Source organism: Catellatospora sp. NPDC049133 (assembly GCF_040648455.1).
GTDB lineage: Bacteria > Actinomycetota > Actinomycetes > Mycobacteriales > Micromonosporaceae > Catellatospora > Catellatospora aurea.
In genome coordinates, this window is record NZ_JBEZDT010000012.1 from 195,032 (window position 1) to 211,720 (window position 16,689).

Below are 16,689 nucleotides of genomic sequence, written 5' to 3' on the forward strand. Positions count from 1 at the left end.
TGCCGACGAGCGAAGCGAGGAGAAGGCGTGAGCGCGTCAGCTGTCACCGAGAACGGCAGGTCCGAGTCGGCCTGGGCGACCTTCCGGCGTGGCGTGTCGCTGTCGCCAGAGCTCAAGGCGGGGCTGGCCGGCACGCTGGGGCTGGCGCTGGTGGCGATGATCGGCCGGGCGGCGGTGCCGGTCGCGGTGCAGCAGGGCATCGACCGCGGGCTGGGCGTCGAGACCGGCCACCTCGACATGGGTGTGATCGCGGCCGTCGTAGCCGTCACCGCGCTGATCCTGGTGATCACCACGGCCTGCGGTTACTTCATGATGCGGCGGCTGTTCACGGTCAGCGAGACCGCGCTGGCCAACATCCGGGTGCGCACGTTCCGGCACATCCACGACCTGTCCATGCTGCACCAGCAGTCCGAGCGCCGCGGCACCATGGTGTCCCGGGTGACCAGCGACGTCGACTCGATCACGCAGTTCATCCAGTGGGGCGGCGTGATCCTCATGGTCAACGGCGGCCAGCTGGTGGTCACCACGATCGTGATGGCGTTCTACTCGTGGCAGCTCACCCTGGTGGTGCTGGCCGCGTTCCTGCCCGCGGTGATCGTCATCCGGGCGTTCCAGAAGCGGCTGTCCGGCGCGTACGCCGAGAACCGCAAGCGGATCGGCGTGATGCTCGGGGCCATCTCCGAGTCCGTCGTCGGCGCGTCGGTGATCCGGGCGTACGGCGTCTCGGCGCGCAGCGGCGCGAAGCTGTCCGAGACCATCGACGACTACCAGCACGCGCAGCGCCGAGCCCTGCGCATCAGCGTCACCAGCTTCTCCACCGGCGAGATCGCGGCCGCGCTGGCGCTGGCGTCGGTGGTGCTGGTCGGCGTCCGGCTCGGCGTCGCGGGCCAGATCACGCTCGGCGAGATGACCGCGTTCCTGTTCCTGGTGACGCTGTTCATCCAGCCGGTCCAGATCGCCACCGAGGTGCTCAACGAGGCGCAGAACGCGGTCGCGGGCTGGCGGCGGCTGCTCGACGTCATGGACCTCAAGCCGGACGTCGCCGACCCCGCCGAGCAGGGCGTGGACCTGCCGGACGGCCCGCTGGACGTCAGCTTCGAGCGGGTCAGCTTCAGCTACCCGATCGACGGCGAGCCCGGCCCGCGGGTGCTGCACGAGGTGCACCTCGACATCGTCGCGAAGACCCGGGTCGCCGTGGTCGGCGAGACCGGCAGCGGCAAGACCACGTTCGCGAAGCTGCTCACCCGCCTGATGGACCCGAGCGAAGGCCGGGTGCTGCTGTCCGGCACCCCGCTGACCGACGTGCGGTTCGGCTCGCTGCGCAGCCGCGTGGTGATGGTCCCCCAGGACGGCTTCCTGTTCGACGCGACGGTCGCCGAGAACGTGCGCTTCGCCCGCCCCGACCTCACCCAGGCTCAGCTGGAGCAGGCCTTCACCGACCTGGGCCTGCTCGACTGGGTCCAGGGCCTGGCCCACGGCCTGGACACCCCCGTCGGCGAACGCGGCGAGGCCCTCAGCGTCGGCGAGCGCCAGCTCGTCGCCCTGGCCCGCGCCTACGTGGCCGACCCCGATCTGCTCGTCCTCGACGAGGCCACCAGCGCCGTCGACCCCGCCACCGAGGTCCGCCTCCAACGCACCCTCGACGCGGTCACCCGAGGCCGCACCACGGTCGCCATCGCCCACCGCCTGTCGACCGCCCAGTCCGCCGACGAGGTCATCGTCGTCGACAAGGGCGTAGTGATCCAGCGCGGCCACCACGACACCCTCGTCACCGCCGAGGACTCCGTCTACGCCAAGCTCTACGCCTCCTGGCTCGAACAGACCCGCTGACCCCAGACCGCGACGATCTTGCGTGAACTGTTGGGATATGCCCCTTACGGGCGTGTCATACCCACAGTTCAAGCAAGATCGTCGCGGTCTGGGGCGGGGGTCAGCGGGAGTAGAACTCGACGACCAGTTGCTCGTCGCAGATGACGGGGATCTCGGTGCGCAGCGGTTCGCGGGTGAGGGTGGCGTGCAGGTCGCTCAGGCTCACCTCTAGGTAGGGGGCCGTGGGACCGTCGAGGTGGGCGCCGGCGGCGGCGATCTGGAACGGGGGCTTGGTGCGGCTGCGCTCGCGGACGGTGATGGTCTGCCAGGGCTTGACGCGGTACGAGGGGCGGTCGACCTTGTGGCCGTCTACGGCGATGTGGCCGTGGCCGACTGCCTGGCGTGCCTGGTAGATGGTGCGGGCGAAGCCGGCACGCAGGACCAGGGCGTCGAGGCGGCACTCCAGGGCGACGAGCAGGGTCTCGCCGGTCTTGCCGGAGCTGCGGGCGGCCTTGTCGAACTGGTTGCGCAGCTGGGTCTCGCTGATGAAGTACTGGTGGCGCAGGCGCTGCTTCTCCAGCAGCCGGACCTGGTAGTCGGAGGGCTTCTTGCGGGCCCGCCCGTGCACGCCCGGCGGGAACGGCCGGCGCTCGAAGTACTTCACGCACTTGCGGGTCAGCGGAATGCCGAGTGCCCGGGACAGCTTCGCCTTGGGCCGCGCTTGGTTCACGAGGGTGCCTCCAACGTCCGGATGTCATAGGTTAGGCTCGCCTAACGAAGGTAAGCCTAACCGATGTTGGAGGACCGCCGTGCCGCACCCCGCCGAGATCGCCCGCACCCTGACCGCCGGCCGCCTGCCCGGCGTGGCCCAGGTGCCGTTCCACGCCAGCCCGTACCGGGTGCGCCACGCCACCGACCACGAAGGACGCCCGATGCTGCTGTGCCGCGAGGGCGGCCGGCTCGACAGCGCGCTTCGGCCCCGCGACGGGGAGGGCGACGACACCGCCGTCGTGCTCGCGGTGGGGGAGTCCCGCGGGGCGCGGGTCTGGGTGTCGGGCTGGGCCACCGCACTGGAGGGCGTCGAGGCCCGTGCCGCGGCCCTGGAGTTCGCCGCGGTGAACCCGGTCAGCGACCTGCTCGACGTGGACCGCGGCTTCCGGCTGTACCGGATGGACGTCGCCGAGGTGCGGCTGGAATGCCCGACCGGGCACCTGACCGAGATCGACGTCGAGGACTACGCGGCGGCCGAGCCCGCGGCGTCGGTGGCCTGACCAGTCTGGGCGCACCCCCGGCCGGTGACCCCGGCCGGCCAGTGACCCGGCCAGGGTGCCCCGACCGGCACTACGGCAGGATCGCTTCGCCCTGGCCGAGGTCGCCGGTGATGTAGCGCTGCAGGTTCGGCGCGACGGCGGCGACCACCTGGTCGGCCGACAGCGAGGCCAGCGGTTCGAGCTTCATGATGTACCGCATCAGGGCCAGCCCGCTGATCTGGCTGGCGACCAGTGAGGCGCGCAGCGGGGCGTCCGCCGCGTCGAGCTTCAACTCGGTCTGCACCCGGCGCAGGATCTGCGTGATCAGGAACTCGCGCAGCAGGCGCATGGTCCACTCGTTGCTCATCGCGGAGCGGACCAGCGACGCCCCGATCGCCCCGACCGGCGAGTCCCAGATCGTCACGAAGACGCGCGCAAGGCGTACCCCCGCCTCGTCCTTGCCCCCCGCCACGACCTGCTCGATCAGCTCCCGCGGGTCCATCGGGAACTGCATCGTGGCGACGAAGAGCTGCTCCTTGGTGCCGAAGTAGTGGTGCACCAGGGCCGGGTCGACCTCGGCCGCGGCGGCGATGGCGCGCATCGTCGCGGCGTCGAAGCCCTTCTCCGCGAAAAGCTCGCGCGCCGCGGCCAGGATGGCCTCGCGGGTGTCGGGGTTGCCCGGCCGGCGCCCGGTGCGGCTGCGCTTCATCTCGCCCTTCCTCGGTACGCGGCGCGTCCCCGGCTTGCCGAAGGCGGCCTGCCGGGGACGTCCGTGCTCGTCGGTGACGATTCTCCCGGACGGGCCGGGCGTGTGGTGTCAGGGGGTGCGGCGGCGCAGCGTGCCCGCCGCGGCGACCAGCGCCACCACCACCGCGCCGGCGACGATGCCGAAGTCGCGCCACATCGTGCCGGTCGGCTCGGCGTGCGCGCCGACCTCCTGCAGCGCCTCGACGGCGTACGTCAGCGGCAGCACGTCGCTGATCGCCTGCAGCCAGCCCGCCATCAGCTCGCGCGGCACGAACAGCCCGCACAGCAGCAGCTGCGGCACCGCCAGCACCGGCATGAACTGCACCGCCTGGAACTCCGTCTTGGCGAACGCGCTGGCCAGCAGTCCGAGCGCCATGCCCAGCACCGCGTTCGCCACCGCGATCATGACGACGTACCCGGCCGCGCCCTGGGTGTCCAGGTCGAGCAGCAGGTAGGCCAGCGCCGTGGCGAAGCCCGCCTGCACCGCCGCGGCCACCCCGAAGGCGAGGCCGTAGCCGAAGAGCAGGTCGGTCTTGCGCAGCGGGGTGGTCAGCATCCGCTCCAGCGTGCCGGTGGTGCGCTCGCGCAGCATGGCGATGCTGGTGATCAGGAACATGATGATGAACGGGAAGACGCCCAGCATGATCAGTGCGATGTGGTCGAACACGCCCGCCTGGCTGTCGTACATGAAGTAGAGCAGCGTCAGCAGCAGCGTGGGCACGGCCACCAGCATCGCCACGGTACGGCGGTCGTGGCGCAGCTGGCGCAGGATGCGCCCGGTGGTGTGCAGCAGGATCATGACGGGACCTCGCTCGCTTCGCCGGTGGCGCGCGGGGCGGGCACGCCGCCCTGACGCCGGATCAGGGTGAGGAAGGCCTGGTCCAGGTCGTCCGTGCCGGCGGACGCCTTGACCGCGGCGGGGGTGTCGTCGGCGATCAGCAGACCCTCGCGGATGAGCAGCAGCCGGTCGCAGCGGTTGGCCTCGTCCATCACGTGGCTGGACACCACCAGGGTCGAGCCGCGCTCGGCGAGCTCGCGGAACTGCGCCCACAGCTCGTCGCGCAGCACCGGGTCCTGCCCGACGGTCGGCTCGTCGAGGATCAGCACCTTCGGCTTGCTGACGATGGCGCAGGCCAGCGAGGCCCGGCTGCGCTGCCCGCCGGACAGGTTCCCGACCAGTTGCGACGCGGCCTCGGCCAGGCCCACGTCCCGCACCGCGGCGTCGGCCTCGGCCTGGCCGAGCCCGTAGAGCGCGGCGAAGTAGCGGGCGTTCTCGCGCACCGTCAGGTCGGCGTACACGCTGGGGGCCTGCGTCAGGTAGCCGATCTCCTTGCGCAGTCTCGCGTCGCCCGCCGGCCGGCCCAGCACGGTGACCGTGCCCGAGCGGACCACCTGGACGCCCACGATCGCGCGCATCAGCGTGGTCTTGCCGCTGCCGGACGGCCCGAGCAGGCCGGTCACGCTGCCTTCCGGGATCGTGCAGCTCAGGCCGTGCAGCACGGGCCTGGCTCCCCGGTGTACGACGAGGTCGGCGACCTCGATCGCGGATGTCATGGGGTCCTCCGTAGGAATTCAACGCTTGTTGAACTCAACGGTAGGTGAATTCTGTGCGCCTGGCAATGCGCCTATATGGACCGCGATCCCGGAGGGCCGCCGAGACGGCCCTCCGGGTTCCGGCTCAGAGTGCGAGCACGCGGTCGAGGAAGTTCTTGTAACCGCGCATGGCGATGCGCATCGCCTCGGTGTCCGCGGCCGCGCCCTGGCGCGGGTCCAGGTCGCCCTGCTCGGCCAGCAGTTGCGCGGCCAGCGCCGACACCGCCTCGCTGACCAGCGCCTGCGCGTCGTTCAGCGCCGACTCGGGCTCGTCCACGAACCGGGTCTGCACCTCGCGCCACGCGTCGCGGAAGCGCTGCGCCTGCTCCGCCTCCCACACCGCGATCGGCGTCTCCGTCACGTCCCCCGGCCGCAACGCGGTCGCGGTCGGCGCCACCTGGGCCACGTCCGACTCCTCGTCGTCCTCGTCCTCGTCCTCGTCGTCGGCGTCCTCGGCCGCGGCGTCGATCCCCCCGACCGGCGCCACCTCCGCCTCGTCGGCGACCTCGGCGGACGCCTCCTCGACGGTCGGCTCCGCCACCTCCTCGGCCGGAACTTCGACCGGCTCCATCACGGCGTCGACGATGTCGTCGTCCTCGGCGGACTCGTCGCCGACCGCCACCTCGACCTCGGCGTCCTGGTCGCCCTCGGCGTCCGGTCCGTCGTCCTCGGCCTGCGCCTCGACGACCTCCGCCACGTCGTCGGACTCCTCGACCACGGCTTCGGCGTCCGCCTCCACGTCGGTCTCCGCCTCCGGGGTCGCGTCCTCGTCGGCTTCGGTTGCCTCGGCCACCAGGTCGGCTTCGGCTTCGTCGTCCGCTTCGGCCTCCGCGTCCACCTCCGCGACGTCCTCAGCCTCCGCGTCCGCGTCGGCCTCCGCGTCCACCTGCGCGTCGGCTTCCGCTTCCGGCTCCTCGTCGTCGTCCGCGTTGTCCCCGGCCTCGGCCGTCTCGTCGGCTTGCGCGTCGACCGCCTCGACCGCGTCCTCGTCGTCCTCGGCGTCAGCCCCGGCGGACTCGGCCAGGTCAGTCTCGGCGGACTCCTCGCCGTCGGCCCGCGCGTCGATCGCGGCCTCGTCCTCGCCCTCCGGGGACTCGTCGGCGTCGGCCCGCGCGTCAGCCGTCTCGTCGGCGGCGGTCACCTCGGCGGTGTCCTCTGCTTCGGCGTCGACGTCGGTCGCCGTTTCGGCGGCCTCCTCGTCGTCCGCGTGTGCTTCGAGCCCATCGTCGCTCTCGTCGTCGGCCTGCGCCTCGGGCTCGTCGCCCTCGGCCTGGGCCTCGGGCTGGTCGTCGCCGTCCGTCTCCGCCTCGGCGTCGGTGGGCTCCGCTTCGGCGGTGTCCGCCTCGGCTTCGGGAGACTCGTCGGCGTCGGCCGTCCCGTCAGGGGTGTCGTGCTCGTCGGCTGCCGCCTGCGGAGCGTCGTCCTCGTCGGACTGCTCGTCGCTCGCGTCGGCTGCCGCCTGCGGGCTCTCGTCGTCGGCTTCCGCTTCCGGGTCCTCGGGGCCGTCCGCCGTCTCGTCGGCCTTCGGGGCGAGGGTGGGCAGCTCGCTGGTCTGGGCCAGCAGCGCGGCCCGCTGGTGCGGGCTCAGCTGCAGGGTGGGCTCGAGTTCGTCGGCGGCATCGGCCGCGGGCGCAGGCTGCTGCGCCGGTGGGATGAAGGTGGGGATGTGCGCCGGGAGCGGCGCGAAGTGGGGGTTGGTCATGCGATTCCTCGGCTCTCGCGGTGGGGGAGAGCGCCCGCGGGCGCTGCGCGCAGATGCCCGACAAGGTACCGCCGGGCTGCCCGTTCTCGCTTCATCCCAGCGTCCAAAACTGTGACCGGGACCACTCGATCACTCGACGTGCCTGGCAGTCGTGGGTAAGCCGGATCAAGATACGCACGAATGCCTGGCAAGTCGGACGATCATGGCGGAAGCGGGCGGTGGTGAGACGTCGGCCGCACCGGCGCGGCGGCGCGGCAGGCGGTGAGGGAGAATTCGCTTGTGTCAGGGACCGAGCAGTTGGATCCGCGGATCGCCAACCGTCTGAAGCGTGATCGCGACGGGCTCGTCGCGGCCGTCGTGCGCCAGCACGACACCGGGGAGGTGCTGATGCTGGCCTGGATGGACGACGAGGCGCTGCGGCGCACGCTGTCCACCGGCCGGGCCACCTACTGGTCGCGCAGCCGCGGGGAGTACTGGGTGAAGGGCGCGACCTCCGGCCACCACCAGTTCGTGAAGTCCGTGGCGCTGGACTGCGACGGTGACGCGCTGCTGGTCAGCGTGGATCAGGTGGGCCCGGCGTGCCACACCGGCACCCGAACCTGCTTCACCGACGAGCTTCCGGTCGAGGCCGAAGCCGAGCGGAGCGGGGCACGAGCATGAGCGCGGCGAGCAGTGGGACGGTCAGCCCCGACCTGGCCGGGTTCCGGGCACGGGCGGCCCGTCGCCGGGTGGTGCCGGTGACGCGCCGGCTGCTGGCCGACGCGGAGACGCCGGTCGGCGTGTACCGCAAGGTGGCCGGCGGGCCGGGGACCTTCCTGCTGGAGTCCGCCGAGCAGGGCGCGGGCGCGGCGGGCACGGCGTGGTCGCGCTACTCCTTCATCGGGGTGCGCAGCCTGGCGACGCTGACCGAGCGCGGCGGGCAGGCGCACTGGCTGGGCAGCCCGCCGGACGGCGTGCCGGTCAAGGGCGACCCGGTGAGCGTGCTCCGGGCCACCGTCGCCGCGCTGACCGGTTCCGAGACCGACGACGAGGGGCTGCCGCCGCTGACCGGGGGACTGGTCGGCTTCCTGTCGTACGACCTGGTGCGCCGGTTCGAGCGGCTGCCGCGGCTGGCCGACGACGACCTGCACGTGCCGGAGCTGGGCCTGTTCCTGGCCACCGACCTGGTGGTGCTGGACCACTTCCTGGGCCAGGCGATCGTGGTCGCCAACGCGGTGCTGCCCGAGCACGCCGACGACGAGCAGGTCACGGCGGCGTACCACCACGCGATCGGCCGGCTCGACGCGATGACGACGGCGCTGTCCCGGCCCACCCCGCCGATGATCTCCACGGTGACCGCGGTGCGGCCCGCGGAGCTGGTGTCGCGCACCCCGTCCGGCGAGTTCGGCAAGGCGGTGGAGGTGGCCAAGGAGGCGATCCGGGCCGGCGACTGCTTCCAGATCGTGGTCTCGCAGCGCTTCGAGACGCGCACCGAGGCCGACCCGCTCGACGTCTACCGGGTGCTGCGGGCCACCAACCCCAGCCCGTACATGTACCTGCTGCGCTTCGACGACTTCGACATCGTCGGATCGTCCCCCGAGGCGCACGTGAAGATCGCCAAGGGCGACGACGGCGTACGCCGCGCGCTGCTGCACCCGATCGCGGGCACCCGGCCGCGGGGCGATACCCCGGAGGCCGACGCGGCGCTGGCCGCGGAGCTGATCGCGGACCCGAAGGAGCGCTCCGAGCACGTCATGCTCGTCGACCTGGGCCGCAACGACCTGGGCCGGGTGTCGCGCGCGGGCACCGTCGAGGTGCCGGAGTTCGCCACCGTCGAGCGCTACAGCCACGTCATGCACATCGTCTCGACCGTGGTCGGCGAGCTGCGCGAGGGCGTCTCGCCGCTGGACGCGCTGGCCGCCACGTTCCCGGCGGGCACGCTGTCCGGCGCGCCGAAGGTGCGCGCCATGGAGATCATCGAGGAGCTGGAGCCGACCCGGCGCGGCCTGTACGGCGGCACGGTCGGCTACTTCGGCTTCGGCGGCGACCTGGACATGGCGATCGCGATCCGCACCGCGCTGCTGCGCGACGGCGTCGCGTACGTGCAGGCCGGGGCCGGGGTGGTGGCCGACTCCGATCCGGCTGCCGAGGAGCTGGAGACGCAGAACAAGGCGATGGCGGTACTGGCCGCGATCGCCACCGCGCAGACCCTGCGGGCCGCCCGATGACCGCCGACCCGCACGCCGCGGCTGTCGTGAGTGACCGCGGGGCGGAACCGGTGGCGGCGGACGAGGGGCGGCGCGCCCGCTCCCGGCGTACCCGATGGATCGTGATCGGGGTGCTCGCGGCCCTGGCGGTGCTGTGGTTCGTGCCCGGCGGCACGGTGTCGTGGGTGCGTCCCGCGCTGCTCGCGCTCGCCGCGGGCGTGGTCGCGGTCTGGTACTGGCGGCGCTCCGGCAGCCATGCCCGGCGGACGGCCCCGGCCGCGCCGCGCGCCGAGGACACCCGCGACCTGTGGGACGCGCTCGACCGGGGCGAGGACCTCACCGATGATCCGCGGGTCTGACCGGGCGCTGATCGTCCGGGTGGACACCGGCACCGCCGAGCTGATCCCCGACCCGGACCTGCCCGACGCCTGGCTGCTGAAGCTCAACGGCACCGCGCAGTCGCACGTCGACCTCAACGACCCGACGCTGATCGCGTTCGACTACATCCGCCGCTTCGCCGACGTCATCGACGCGGTGTCCCCGTCCGGCGCCCTCGACGTGCTGCACCTCGGCGGCGGCGCGCTGACCCTGCCCCGCTGCCTGTCCGTGCTGCGTTCCGGCAGCCGCCAGCGCGTCGTGGAACTCGACCGGGCCCTCGCCGAGCTGGTCACTACGCGGCTCCCCCTGGACGACCCTGACATCGAGCTGATCATCGCCGATGCCCGCGCCGCACTGGAGCAGGCCGAACCCGCTTCGGCGGACGTGATCGTCGCCGACATCTTCACCGGCAACAAGGTCCCCCCGCACGTCAGCACCGTGGAGTTCGCCCAGGCCGCACGACGTGTGCTCCGCCCCGGCGGCTGGTACCTCGCCAACATCATGGACGTGGCCCCCCTGACCACCGCCCGCCGCCAGGCCGCCACCCTCCGCGAGGTCTTCACCCAGGTGGCCGTCGTCGCCGACGCCGCCCTGCTGCGCGGCAGAGGCACCGGCAACCTGCTCGTGGTCGCCGGCGACGACCCCGAAGGCATCCGCAAACTCACCCGCCGCATAGCCGCCGACCCCACCCGGGCCCGCGTCGAACACGGCCCTCGCCTCGCCGACTTCATCCGCACCGCCCAGCCCAGACGTGACGGGTAACCCCCGCGATCGGCCGCCGGTCGCACCCGTGAAGGAGCGTGACATCGCGCAGCGATGTAGCGACGCGCGGGTGCGATCGGCTGAGAGGCCGATCGCCGCGTCCGCCGGAGGCGGACGCCAGAAGCAGAGCATTATGCACTAGCCCAATTGGTGAGGCACGCCATACCCCGTTCACCTTGCGCGGTGGGGCAGTGCCTAGAGTCTGGCCATGGCATCCGACGAGCTGAGCAGCATGGAGCCTGGCGAGCCGGCCCCGAGCGCATCGATGCGAGACAGCGGCGGCAGCGTGCTCGACGAGATCATCGCGGGGGTCCGTGAGGACGTCGAGGCGCGCCAGAATCAGGTCTCCATGGACGAGATCAAGAAGCGCGCGGCGGCTGCCGCGCCACCCCTGGACGCGTACGCGGCGCTGCGCCGCTCCGGCGTCGGTGTGATCGCCGAGGTGAAGCGCTCGTCGCCGTCGAAGGGCGCGCTGGCGGAGATCCCGGACCCGGCGGAGCTGGCCGCGGAGTACGAGGCGGGCGGCGCTCGCGCGGTGAGCGTGCTGACCGAGGGACGCTGGTTCGGCGGTTCGCTGGACGACCTGGCCGCGGTGCGGGCGCGCCTGCAGATTCCGGTGCTGCGCAAGGATTTCATCTGCTCGGCGTACCAGGTGCACGAGGCGCGGGCGTACGGCGCGGACCTGGTGCTGCTGATCGTGGCGGCGCTGGAGCAGAAGGTGCTGACGGGCCTGCTGGACCGCATCGAGTCGCTGGGCATGACCCCGCTGGTCGAGGTGCACACCGAGGAGGAGGCGGACCGGGCCCTGGAGGCCGGCGCCCGCGTCATCGGTGTGAACGCCCGCAACCTGCGCACACTTGAGGTGGATCGCACGGTGTTCGAGCGCATCGCGCCCGGCCTGCCGAACAGCGTCCTCAAGATCGCCGAGTCGGGGGTGCGGGGTCCGCTGGACCTGATCAAGTACGCCTCGGCGGGCGCGGACGCCGTGCTCGTCGGGGAGGGCCTGGTGACGCAGAAGAGCCCGCGCGACGCGGTCGCCGAACTCGTCAACGCCGGCAACCACCCCGCAACGCCGCGGCCGACCCGCTGACGCTTCGCTGGACCGCCCCGAGCCATCGGGGCGGCGTACGCCGAAGGAGGGGCACATGCTGCCCGACGACAGGGGCCACTTCGGCCCGTACGGCGGCCGGTTCGTCCCGGAGGCGCTGATCGCGGCGCTGGACGAGCTGGACGCGCACTACCGCAAGGCGATGGCGGACCCCGAGTTCACCGGCGAATTCGAGCGGATGCTGCGCGAGTACGCGGGCACCCCGTCCCTGCTGTACGACGCCACGCACCTGTCGGCTCACGTCGGCGACGTACGCATCCTGCTCAAGCGGGAGGACCTCAACCACACGGGTGCGCACAAGGTGCGCAACGTGCTCGGCCAGGCCCTGCTGACCAAGCGCATGGGCAAGGGCCGGGTCATCGCCGAGACCGGCGCGGGCCAGCACGGCGTGGCCAGCGCGACCGCCGCGGCGTACCTGGACCTCGAGTGCGTGGTCTACATGGGCGAGGTCGACACCAAGCGGCAGGCCCTGAACGTGGCCCGGATGAAGATGCTCGGGGCGACGGTCATCCCGGTGACGACCGGCTCGCGCACCCTGAAGGACGCCATCAACGAGGCGCTGCGCGACTGGGTCACCAACGTCGACGACACCCACTACCTGCTGGGCACCGCGGCGGGCCCGCACCCGTTCCCGGCGATGGTGCGCGACTTCGTGCGCGGCATCGGCGTCGAGGCGCGGGCGCAGTGCCTCGCGCTGACCGGCGCGCTGCCGGACGCGGTCGCGGCGTGCGTGGGCGGCGGCTCCAACGCGATCGGCATGTTCCACGCGTTCGTGCCCGACGAGTCCGTGCGGCTGTACGGCTTCGAGGCCGGCGGCGACGGCGTCGAGACCGGCCGGCACGCGGCGAGCATCACCGGCGGCAGCCACGGCGTGCTGCACGGTTCCCGGTCGTACCTGCTGCAGGACGAGGACGGCCAGACCATCGAGTCGCACTCGATCTCGGCGGGGCTGGACTACCCGTCGGTCGGCCCCGAGCACGCCTGGCTGCACGACCAGGGCCGGGCCCGCTACCAGCCGGTCACCGACGCCGAGGCGATGGACGCGTTCGCGCTGCTGTGCCGCACCGAGGGCATCATCCCGGCGATCGAGAGCGCGCACGCGCTGGCCGGCATGCTGCGCGAGATCCCGGCGCTGCGCCAGGAGCTGGGCCACGAGCCGACGGTCATCGTGAACCTGTCCGGCCGCGGCGACAAGGACATGCACACCGCGGGCGAGTACTTCGGCCTGTTCGACAGCGGGGAAGTGATCGGGTGAGCGCGAACAGCTTTTCCGGCTCGGCCTCCGGCCGAGGTGAGCGCAGCGAGCCCCGCAGTCGCGAACGGAAGGTGGCACAGTGAGCGTCAGCGTCGCGTTCGAGAAGGCGCGGGCCGAGGGGCGGGCCGCGCTGGTCGGTTACCTGCCTGCCGGGTTCCCGTCGGTGGCCGAGGGCATCGCCGCGGTCAAGGCGATGATCGAGTCCGGGGTCGACCTGGTGGAGATCGGCCTGCCGTACTCCGACCCGGTCATGGACGGCCCGGTCATCCAGCGGGCCACCGAGCAGGCGCTGGCCGGGGGTGTGCGCACCCGCGACGTGCTGCACACCGTCGAGGCCGTCTCCGGCGCGGGCGTGCCCGTGCTGATCATGAGCTACTGGAACCCGATCGAGAAGTACGGCGTCGACGCGTTCGCCCGGGACCTGGCCGCCGCCGGCGGCTCCGGCCTGATCACCCCGGACCTGATCCCGGACGAGGCGCAGGAGTGGCTGGCCGCCTCCGACGCGCACAAGCTCGACCGGATCTTCCTGGTCTCCCCGTCGTCGACGGACGAGCGCATCGCGATGACCGTGGCGCACTGCCGCGGCTTCGTGTACGCCACCGCGGTCATGGGTGTCACCGGCGCCCGCGACAGCACCTCCAGCGCCGCCCCGACCCTGGTCTCCCGGGTCAAGGCCGCCGCGGGCAACCTGCCCGTCGGCGTCGGCCTCGGCGTGCGCAGCGGCGCCCAGGCCGCCGAGGTCGGCGCGTACGCCGACGGCGTCATCGTCGGCAGCGCCCTCGTCTCGGCCCTAGCCGACGGCGGCCTACCCGCCCTGCGAACCCTCACCCAAGACCTCCGCTCCGGCCTCACCCCCTGACCCCTTCCCCCTCCGGTTGATCATGAACTTATGGCAAGGTTCGACGGCGTGTCGCAGCCATAACTTCATGATCAACCGAGTGGACGGCGGGCGCGACGGTGGGTGGGCCGCGGCGTCGACTCGGGTGGTCGACGAGACGGCGGCGCGGCGATGGCGCGGGTGTGCGATCGGGCCGTGACCAAACGCGGTGACGGGCCCGGCGGCTTCCAGTAGCTGCCAGGAATGACCTGGCGGCTACCGGAAGGAGCCGCTTTGTCCCGTTCTGTCCAACATCTCTCCATGAACCACCAGCGGATGACCCCCGCCACGCTGCCCGCGCTGCGGGTGGCGGAGCTTTGCGACCTGCGATACAGCCGTGCCTGCCTGCGTGATGCCCGCCGGGAGGGACGCCGTCCGCGGCCGCAGCGCCTTCGCCACCGGGTGGAGGTCCACCGCTCGGCCCGCCGGAGCCCCGGCTCCGCCGACGCGGGCCGCTTCGCCCGCGAGGAGGAGCGCAAGGCCCGCCAGCGCCTGCGCGGAGCCCTCCGCGCGGCCGTACGCCACCCGTACGACCCCGACCTCGACATCCTTCCGTTCCACCACCGCCACGGTGCCCAGTGGCTCGTCTGACCGGAATCCGTCAGATCGATCATGAAGTTAGGGCGGCGACACGCCGTCGAACCCGCCCATAAGTTCATGATCAGCCGAAATGAGGGGACGGGCGGGGGTGTGGAGTTGGGGGGTGTGGGCGGTAGGGTTCTGGCTCGTGAACCTCGCCTCCATCCCGTCCCCGTCCACGGCGGTCTGGCAACTCGGACCCGTGCCGCTGCGGGCGTACGCGCTGTGCATCATCGCGGGCATCGTGCTCGCCTGCATCGTCACCGACCGGCGGATGCGCAGCCGGGGTGCCCCGCCGTGGGCCGTGCTCGACATCGCCGTGTGGGCGGTGCCGTTCGGCATCGTCGGCGCGCGCATCTACCACGTGCTCAGCTCGCCCGACGCGTACTTCGGCGCCGGCGGCGACCTGGTCAAGGCGCTCTACATCTGGGAGGGCGGCCTCGGCATCTGGGGCGGCGTCGCGGGTGGCGCGGTCGGCGCCTGGCTGGCCTGCCGCCAGCTCGGCATGTCGTTCAGCTTCGTGGCCGACACCATCGCGGTCGGGCTGCCGCTGGCGCAGGCCGTGGGCCGGCTCGGCAACTGGTTCAACAACGAGCTGTACGGCGGCAAGACCGACCTGCCGTGGGGCCTGCAGGTGCACGTCATGTCCGACACCCAGCCCGGCCAGGCCATGCTCGGCCCCGACGGCGAGCCCGAGCTGCGCGAGGGCCTCTACCACCCGACTTTCCTCTACGAGCTGCTGTGGAACCTCGGCGTCGCCGGTGTCGTGTACGCCCTCGACAAGCGCTTCAAGTTCGGCCGCGGCCGCGCCTTCGCGCTGTACGTGATGCTGTACACGCTGGGCCGCGGCTGGATCGAGGCGATGCGCACCGACACCGCCACCATCATCGGCGGCATGCGCCTCAACGTCTGGACCTCGATCATCGTCTTCCTCGGCGCGGCGGCGTTCTTCTTCCTCCGCAAGGGCCCGCAGGAGTTCCTGATCCCGAACGTCGACGCCGACGGTGAGCCCGCCAAGGGCTTCACGATCGTCACCGAGGCGCAGTATCAGGCCTTCCTGGCCGACGGCACCCGCCCCGCCGCCGCTACCGGCGACGCCGACGCGGACGGCGACGGCACACCGAAGGCCGTGTCGGACGAGTTCGACGACCCCTCCGATGAGGGTTCGGACCTGTCGGCGCAGAAGACCTCCTCGACGAAGGACTGAGCGATGCGCAGCGCGGTGGTGGTCGGTGCGGGCGTCGGCGGCCTCGCCACGGCGGGGGCGCTCGCGCGCACCGGCTGGCGGGTCACCCTGCTGGAGCGGGCGGACCGGCTGCGGGCCGACCCCGCCGCGCTGCTGCTGTGGCCCAACGCCGTCGCCGCGCTGCGCTCCCTCGGCCTCGGCGGCGGCCTGGCCGCCATCGCGACCCCGGTCCCGTCCGGCGGGCTGCGCCGGGCCGACGGGCAGTACCTCGCCCAGCCGACGCCCGGCACCGCGCAGGCCGTGGTCGTGCACGCCGAGGACCTGCACGACACGTTCATCGCGGGGCTCGGCGACCAGATCGAGATCCGCACCGGCATCACCGTGCGCAGCATGCACGCCCGTCCCGGTGACCGGCCCGCGGTCGGCGACGGCCGGCACACCTGGGAGGCCGACGTCATCGTCGCCGCCGACGGGGCCGACAGCACGCTGCGGGCCCGGCTCGCGCCGCAGTCGATCGCGGTCAGCTCCGGCTACGCCGCCTGGCGCGCGGTCATCCCCTGGTATCGCGCCCCGAAACTGCCCGACGACCTGGTGCTGGCCGGGGAGACGCTGGGTGGCGGCTACCGCTTCCTGGCCGCCTCGCTCGGCGACCGGGGCAGCTCCGGCGCGTCCAGCCGGGGCGGCATCTACTGGACCGCCACCGTCGCCGGGGCGGCCCGCCCGGAGTCGAAGGCCACCCAGCTGAAGCTGCTCAAGCGCTGGTTCGCCGGCTGGCACGCCCCGATCGCGGACCTGCTGGCCGCGACCGAGCCCGACGACCTGGTGCAGCAGGACGGCCGCCAGCTGCGCCCACTGCCCAACGAGCTGGCCTTCCCGGTCGGCACCGGCGGCTTCGCGCTGGTCGGCGACGCCGCCCACGCCATGCCGCACCACCTCGCCCAGGGGGCCGGGCTGGCCCTGGAGGACGCGGCCACGCTGCGCTCCCTGCTGCACCCGGCGATCCCCGGGCCGGGCTGCAACGCCGCGCTCGCCGCGTACTCGGCCTCCCGCCGGTCCCGCGCCGCCCAGGTGGTCCGCCAGACCCAGCGTGTCGGCGCGGTGCTCGCCCCGCGCGGCAACCTGGTCACCCGCGCCCGCGACCGCGCCTTCGGCGCGCTGGCCCCCCGTGTCCTGGACCGCGCCGCCACCGTCGCCGCCGACTGGCAACCCCCCGCCGCCTGACCCCCTGCCGCCTGCCCTCAGGCCCGCCGCCCCGCG

The 16,689-nt window shown here is 72.7% G+C and carries 17 protein-coding genes; 12 read left to right on the forward strand and 5 right to left on the reverse strand.

The genetic code is table 11. From position 1 onward, the window contains the following. Positions 1-27: 27 nt before the first annotated feature. Positions 28-1,830, forward strand: coding sequence for an ABC transporter ATP-binding protein (locus tag AB0B35_RS16400; protein ID WP_361045798.1), 1,803 nt, complete (start codon positions 28-30; stop codon positions 1,828-1,830). A 100-nt stretch (positions 1,831-1,930) separates the two neighbouring features. Here AB0B35_RS16400 and rpsD read toward each other — a convergent pair whose 3' ends face one another. Further along, positions 1,931-2,539, reverse strand: coding sequence for a 30S ribosomal protein S4 (rpsD, locus tag AB0B35_RS16405; protein WP_361045801.1), 609 nt, complete (start codon positions 2,537-2,539; stop codon positions 1,931-1,933). 79 nt (positions 2,540-2,618) lie between these two features. On the opposite strand from rpsD, the gene AB0B35_RS16410 reads away from it, so the two are divergent. After that, positions 2,619-3,080 (forward strand): hypothetical protein, encoded by a 462-nt coding sequence (locus tag AB0B35_RS16410; RefSeq protein ID WP_361045803.1) that lies wholly within the window; start codon positions 2,619-2,621, stop codon positions 3,078-3,080. A gap of 70 nt (positions 3,081-3,150) precedes the next feature. On the opposite strand, the gene AB0B35_RS16415 is transcribed toward AB0B35_RS16410, so the two are convergent. From AB0B35_RS16415 to AB0B35_RS16430, 4 genes are all read right to left on the reverse strand, one after another. Then, complete coding sequence (locus AB0B35_RS16415) at positions 3,151-3,768, reverse strand: TetR family transcriptional regulator (RefSeq protein ID WP_360529445.1); 618 nt, start codon at positions 3,766-3,768, stop codon at positions 3,151-3,153. A gap of 108 nt (positions 3,769-3,876) precedes the next feature. Continuing rightward, positions 3,877-4,605, reverse strand: a complete 729-nt coding sequence (locus tag AB0B35_RS16420; protein WP_361045805.1) for an ABC transporter permease — start codon at positions 4,603-4,605, stop codon at positions 3,877-3,879. Further along, positions 4,602-5,360 (reverse strand): ABC transporter ATP-binding protein, encoded by a 759-nt coding sequence (locus AB0B35_RS16425; protein ID WP_361045807.1) that lies wholly within the window; start codon positions 5,358-5,360, stop codon positions 4,602-4,604. The genes AB0B35_RS16420 and AB0B35_RS16425 overlap by 4 nt, the downstream gene beginning before the upstream one ends. Positions 5,361-5,484: 124 nt before the next feature. Further along, positions 5,485-7,101, reverse strand: coding sequence for a hypothetical protein (locus AB0B35_RS16430; protein ID WP_361045809.1), 1,617 nt, complete (start codon positions 7,099-7,101; stop codon positions 5,485-5,487). Positions 7,102-7,380: 279 nt separating this feature from the next. Between AB0B35_RS16430 and hisI the strand changes: the two genes are divergently transcribed. The 10 genes from hisI (at position 7,381) to AB0B35_RS16480 (ending at position 16,653) form a co-directional block, all read left to right on the forward strand. Beyond that, on the forward strand, positions 7,381-7,761 hold the full coding sequence (hisI, locus tag AB0B35_RS16435) for a phosphoribosyl-AMP cyclohydrolase (RefSeq protein ID WP_361045812.1): 381 nt from the start codon (positions 7,381-7,383) through the stop codon (positions 7,759-7,761). Further along, complete coding sequence (locus AB0B35_RS16440) at positions 7,758-9,308, forward strand: anthranilate synthase component I (protein ID WP_361045814.1); 1,551 nt, start codon at positions 7,758-7,760, stop codon at positions 9,306-9,308. The genes hisI and AB0B35_RS16440 overlap by 4 nt, the downstream gene beginning before the upstream one ends. Positions 9,309-9,358: 50 nt before the next feature. Beyond that, positions 9,359-9,646, forward strand: a complete 288-nt coding sequence (locus AB0B35_RS16445; protein ID WP_360529427.1) for a hypothetical protein — start codon at positions 9,359-9,361, stop codon at positions 9,644-9,646. Then, positions 9,630-10,427 (forward strand): fused MFS/spermidine synthase, encoded by a 798-nt coding sequence (locus tag AB0B35_RS16450; RefSeq protein ID WP_361045817.1) that lies wholly within the window; start codon positions 9,630-9,632, stop codon positions 10,425-10,427. Before AB0B35_RS16445 ends, AB0B35_RS16450 begins: the two co-directional genes overlap by 17 nt. Positions 10,428-10,659: 232 nt before the next feature. After that, the gene (trpC, locus tag AB0B35_RS16455) at positions 10,660-11,517 is read left to right on the forward strand and encodes an indole-3-glycerol phosphate synthase TrpC (RefSeq protein WP_360529629.1); all 858 of its coding nucleotides are present in this window, start codon (positions 10,660-10,662) and stop codon (positions 11,515-11,517) included. Between the two features lie 55 nt (positions 11,518-11,572). After that, positions 11,573-12,790, forward strand: a complete 1,218-nt coding sequence (gene trpB, locus AB0B35_RS16460) for a tryptophan synthase subunit beta (protein ID WP_361045819.1) — start codon at positions 11,573-11,575, stop codon at positions 12,788-12,790. 79 nt (positions 12,791-12,869) lie between these two features. Further along, positions 12,870-13,649, forward strand: coding sequence for a tryptophan synthase subunit alpha (gene trpA / locus AB0B35_RS16465; RefSeq protein ID WP_361045821.1), 780 nt, complete (start codon positions 12,870-12,872; stop codon positions 13,647-13,649). Positions 13,650-13,928: 279 nt separating this feature from the next. Then, the gene (locus AB0B35_RS16470; protein ID WP_361045823.1) at positions 13,929-14,258 is read left to right on the forward strand and encodes a hypothetical protein; all 330 of its coding nucleotides are present in this window, start codon (positions 13,929-13,931) and stop codon (positions 14,256-14,258) included. 79 nt (positions 14,259-14,337) lie between these two features. Further along, positions 14,338-15,453, forward strand: coding sequence for a prolipoprotein diacylglyceryl transferase (gene lgt, locus AB0B35_RS16475; protein ID WP_361045825.1), 1,116 nt, complete (start codon positions 14,338-14,340; stop codon positions 15,451-15,453). Between the two features lie 3 nt (positions 15,454-15,456). Continuing rightward, positions 15,457-16,653 carry an NAD(P)/FAD-dependent oxidoreductase gene (locus AB0B35_RS16480; protein ID WP_361045827.1) on the forward strand — a complete coding sequence of 399 codons (1,197 nt, stop codon included), beginning with the start codon at positions 15,457-15,459 and terminating at the stop codon, positions 16,651-16,653. The last annotated feature ends 36 nt before the right edge of the window (positions 16,654-16,689 follow it).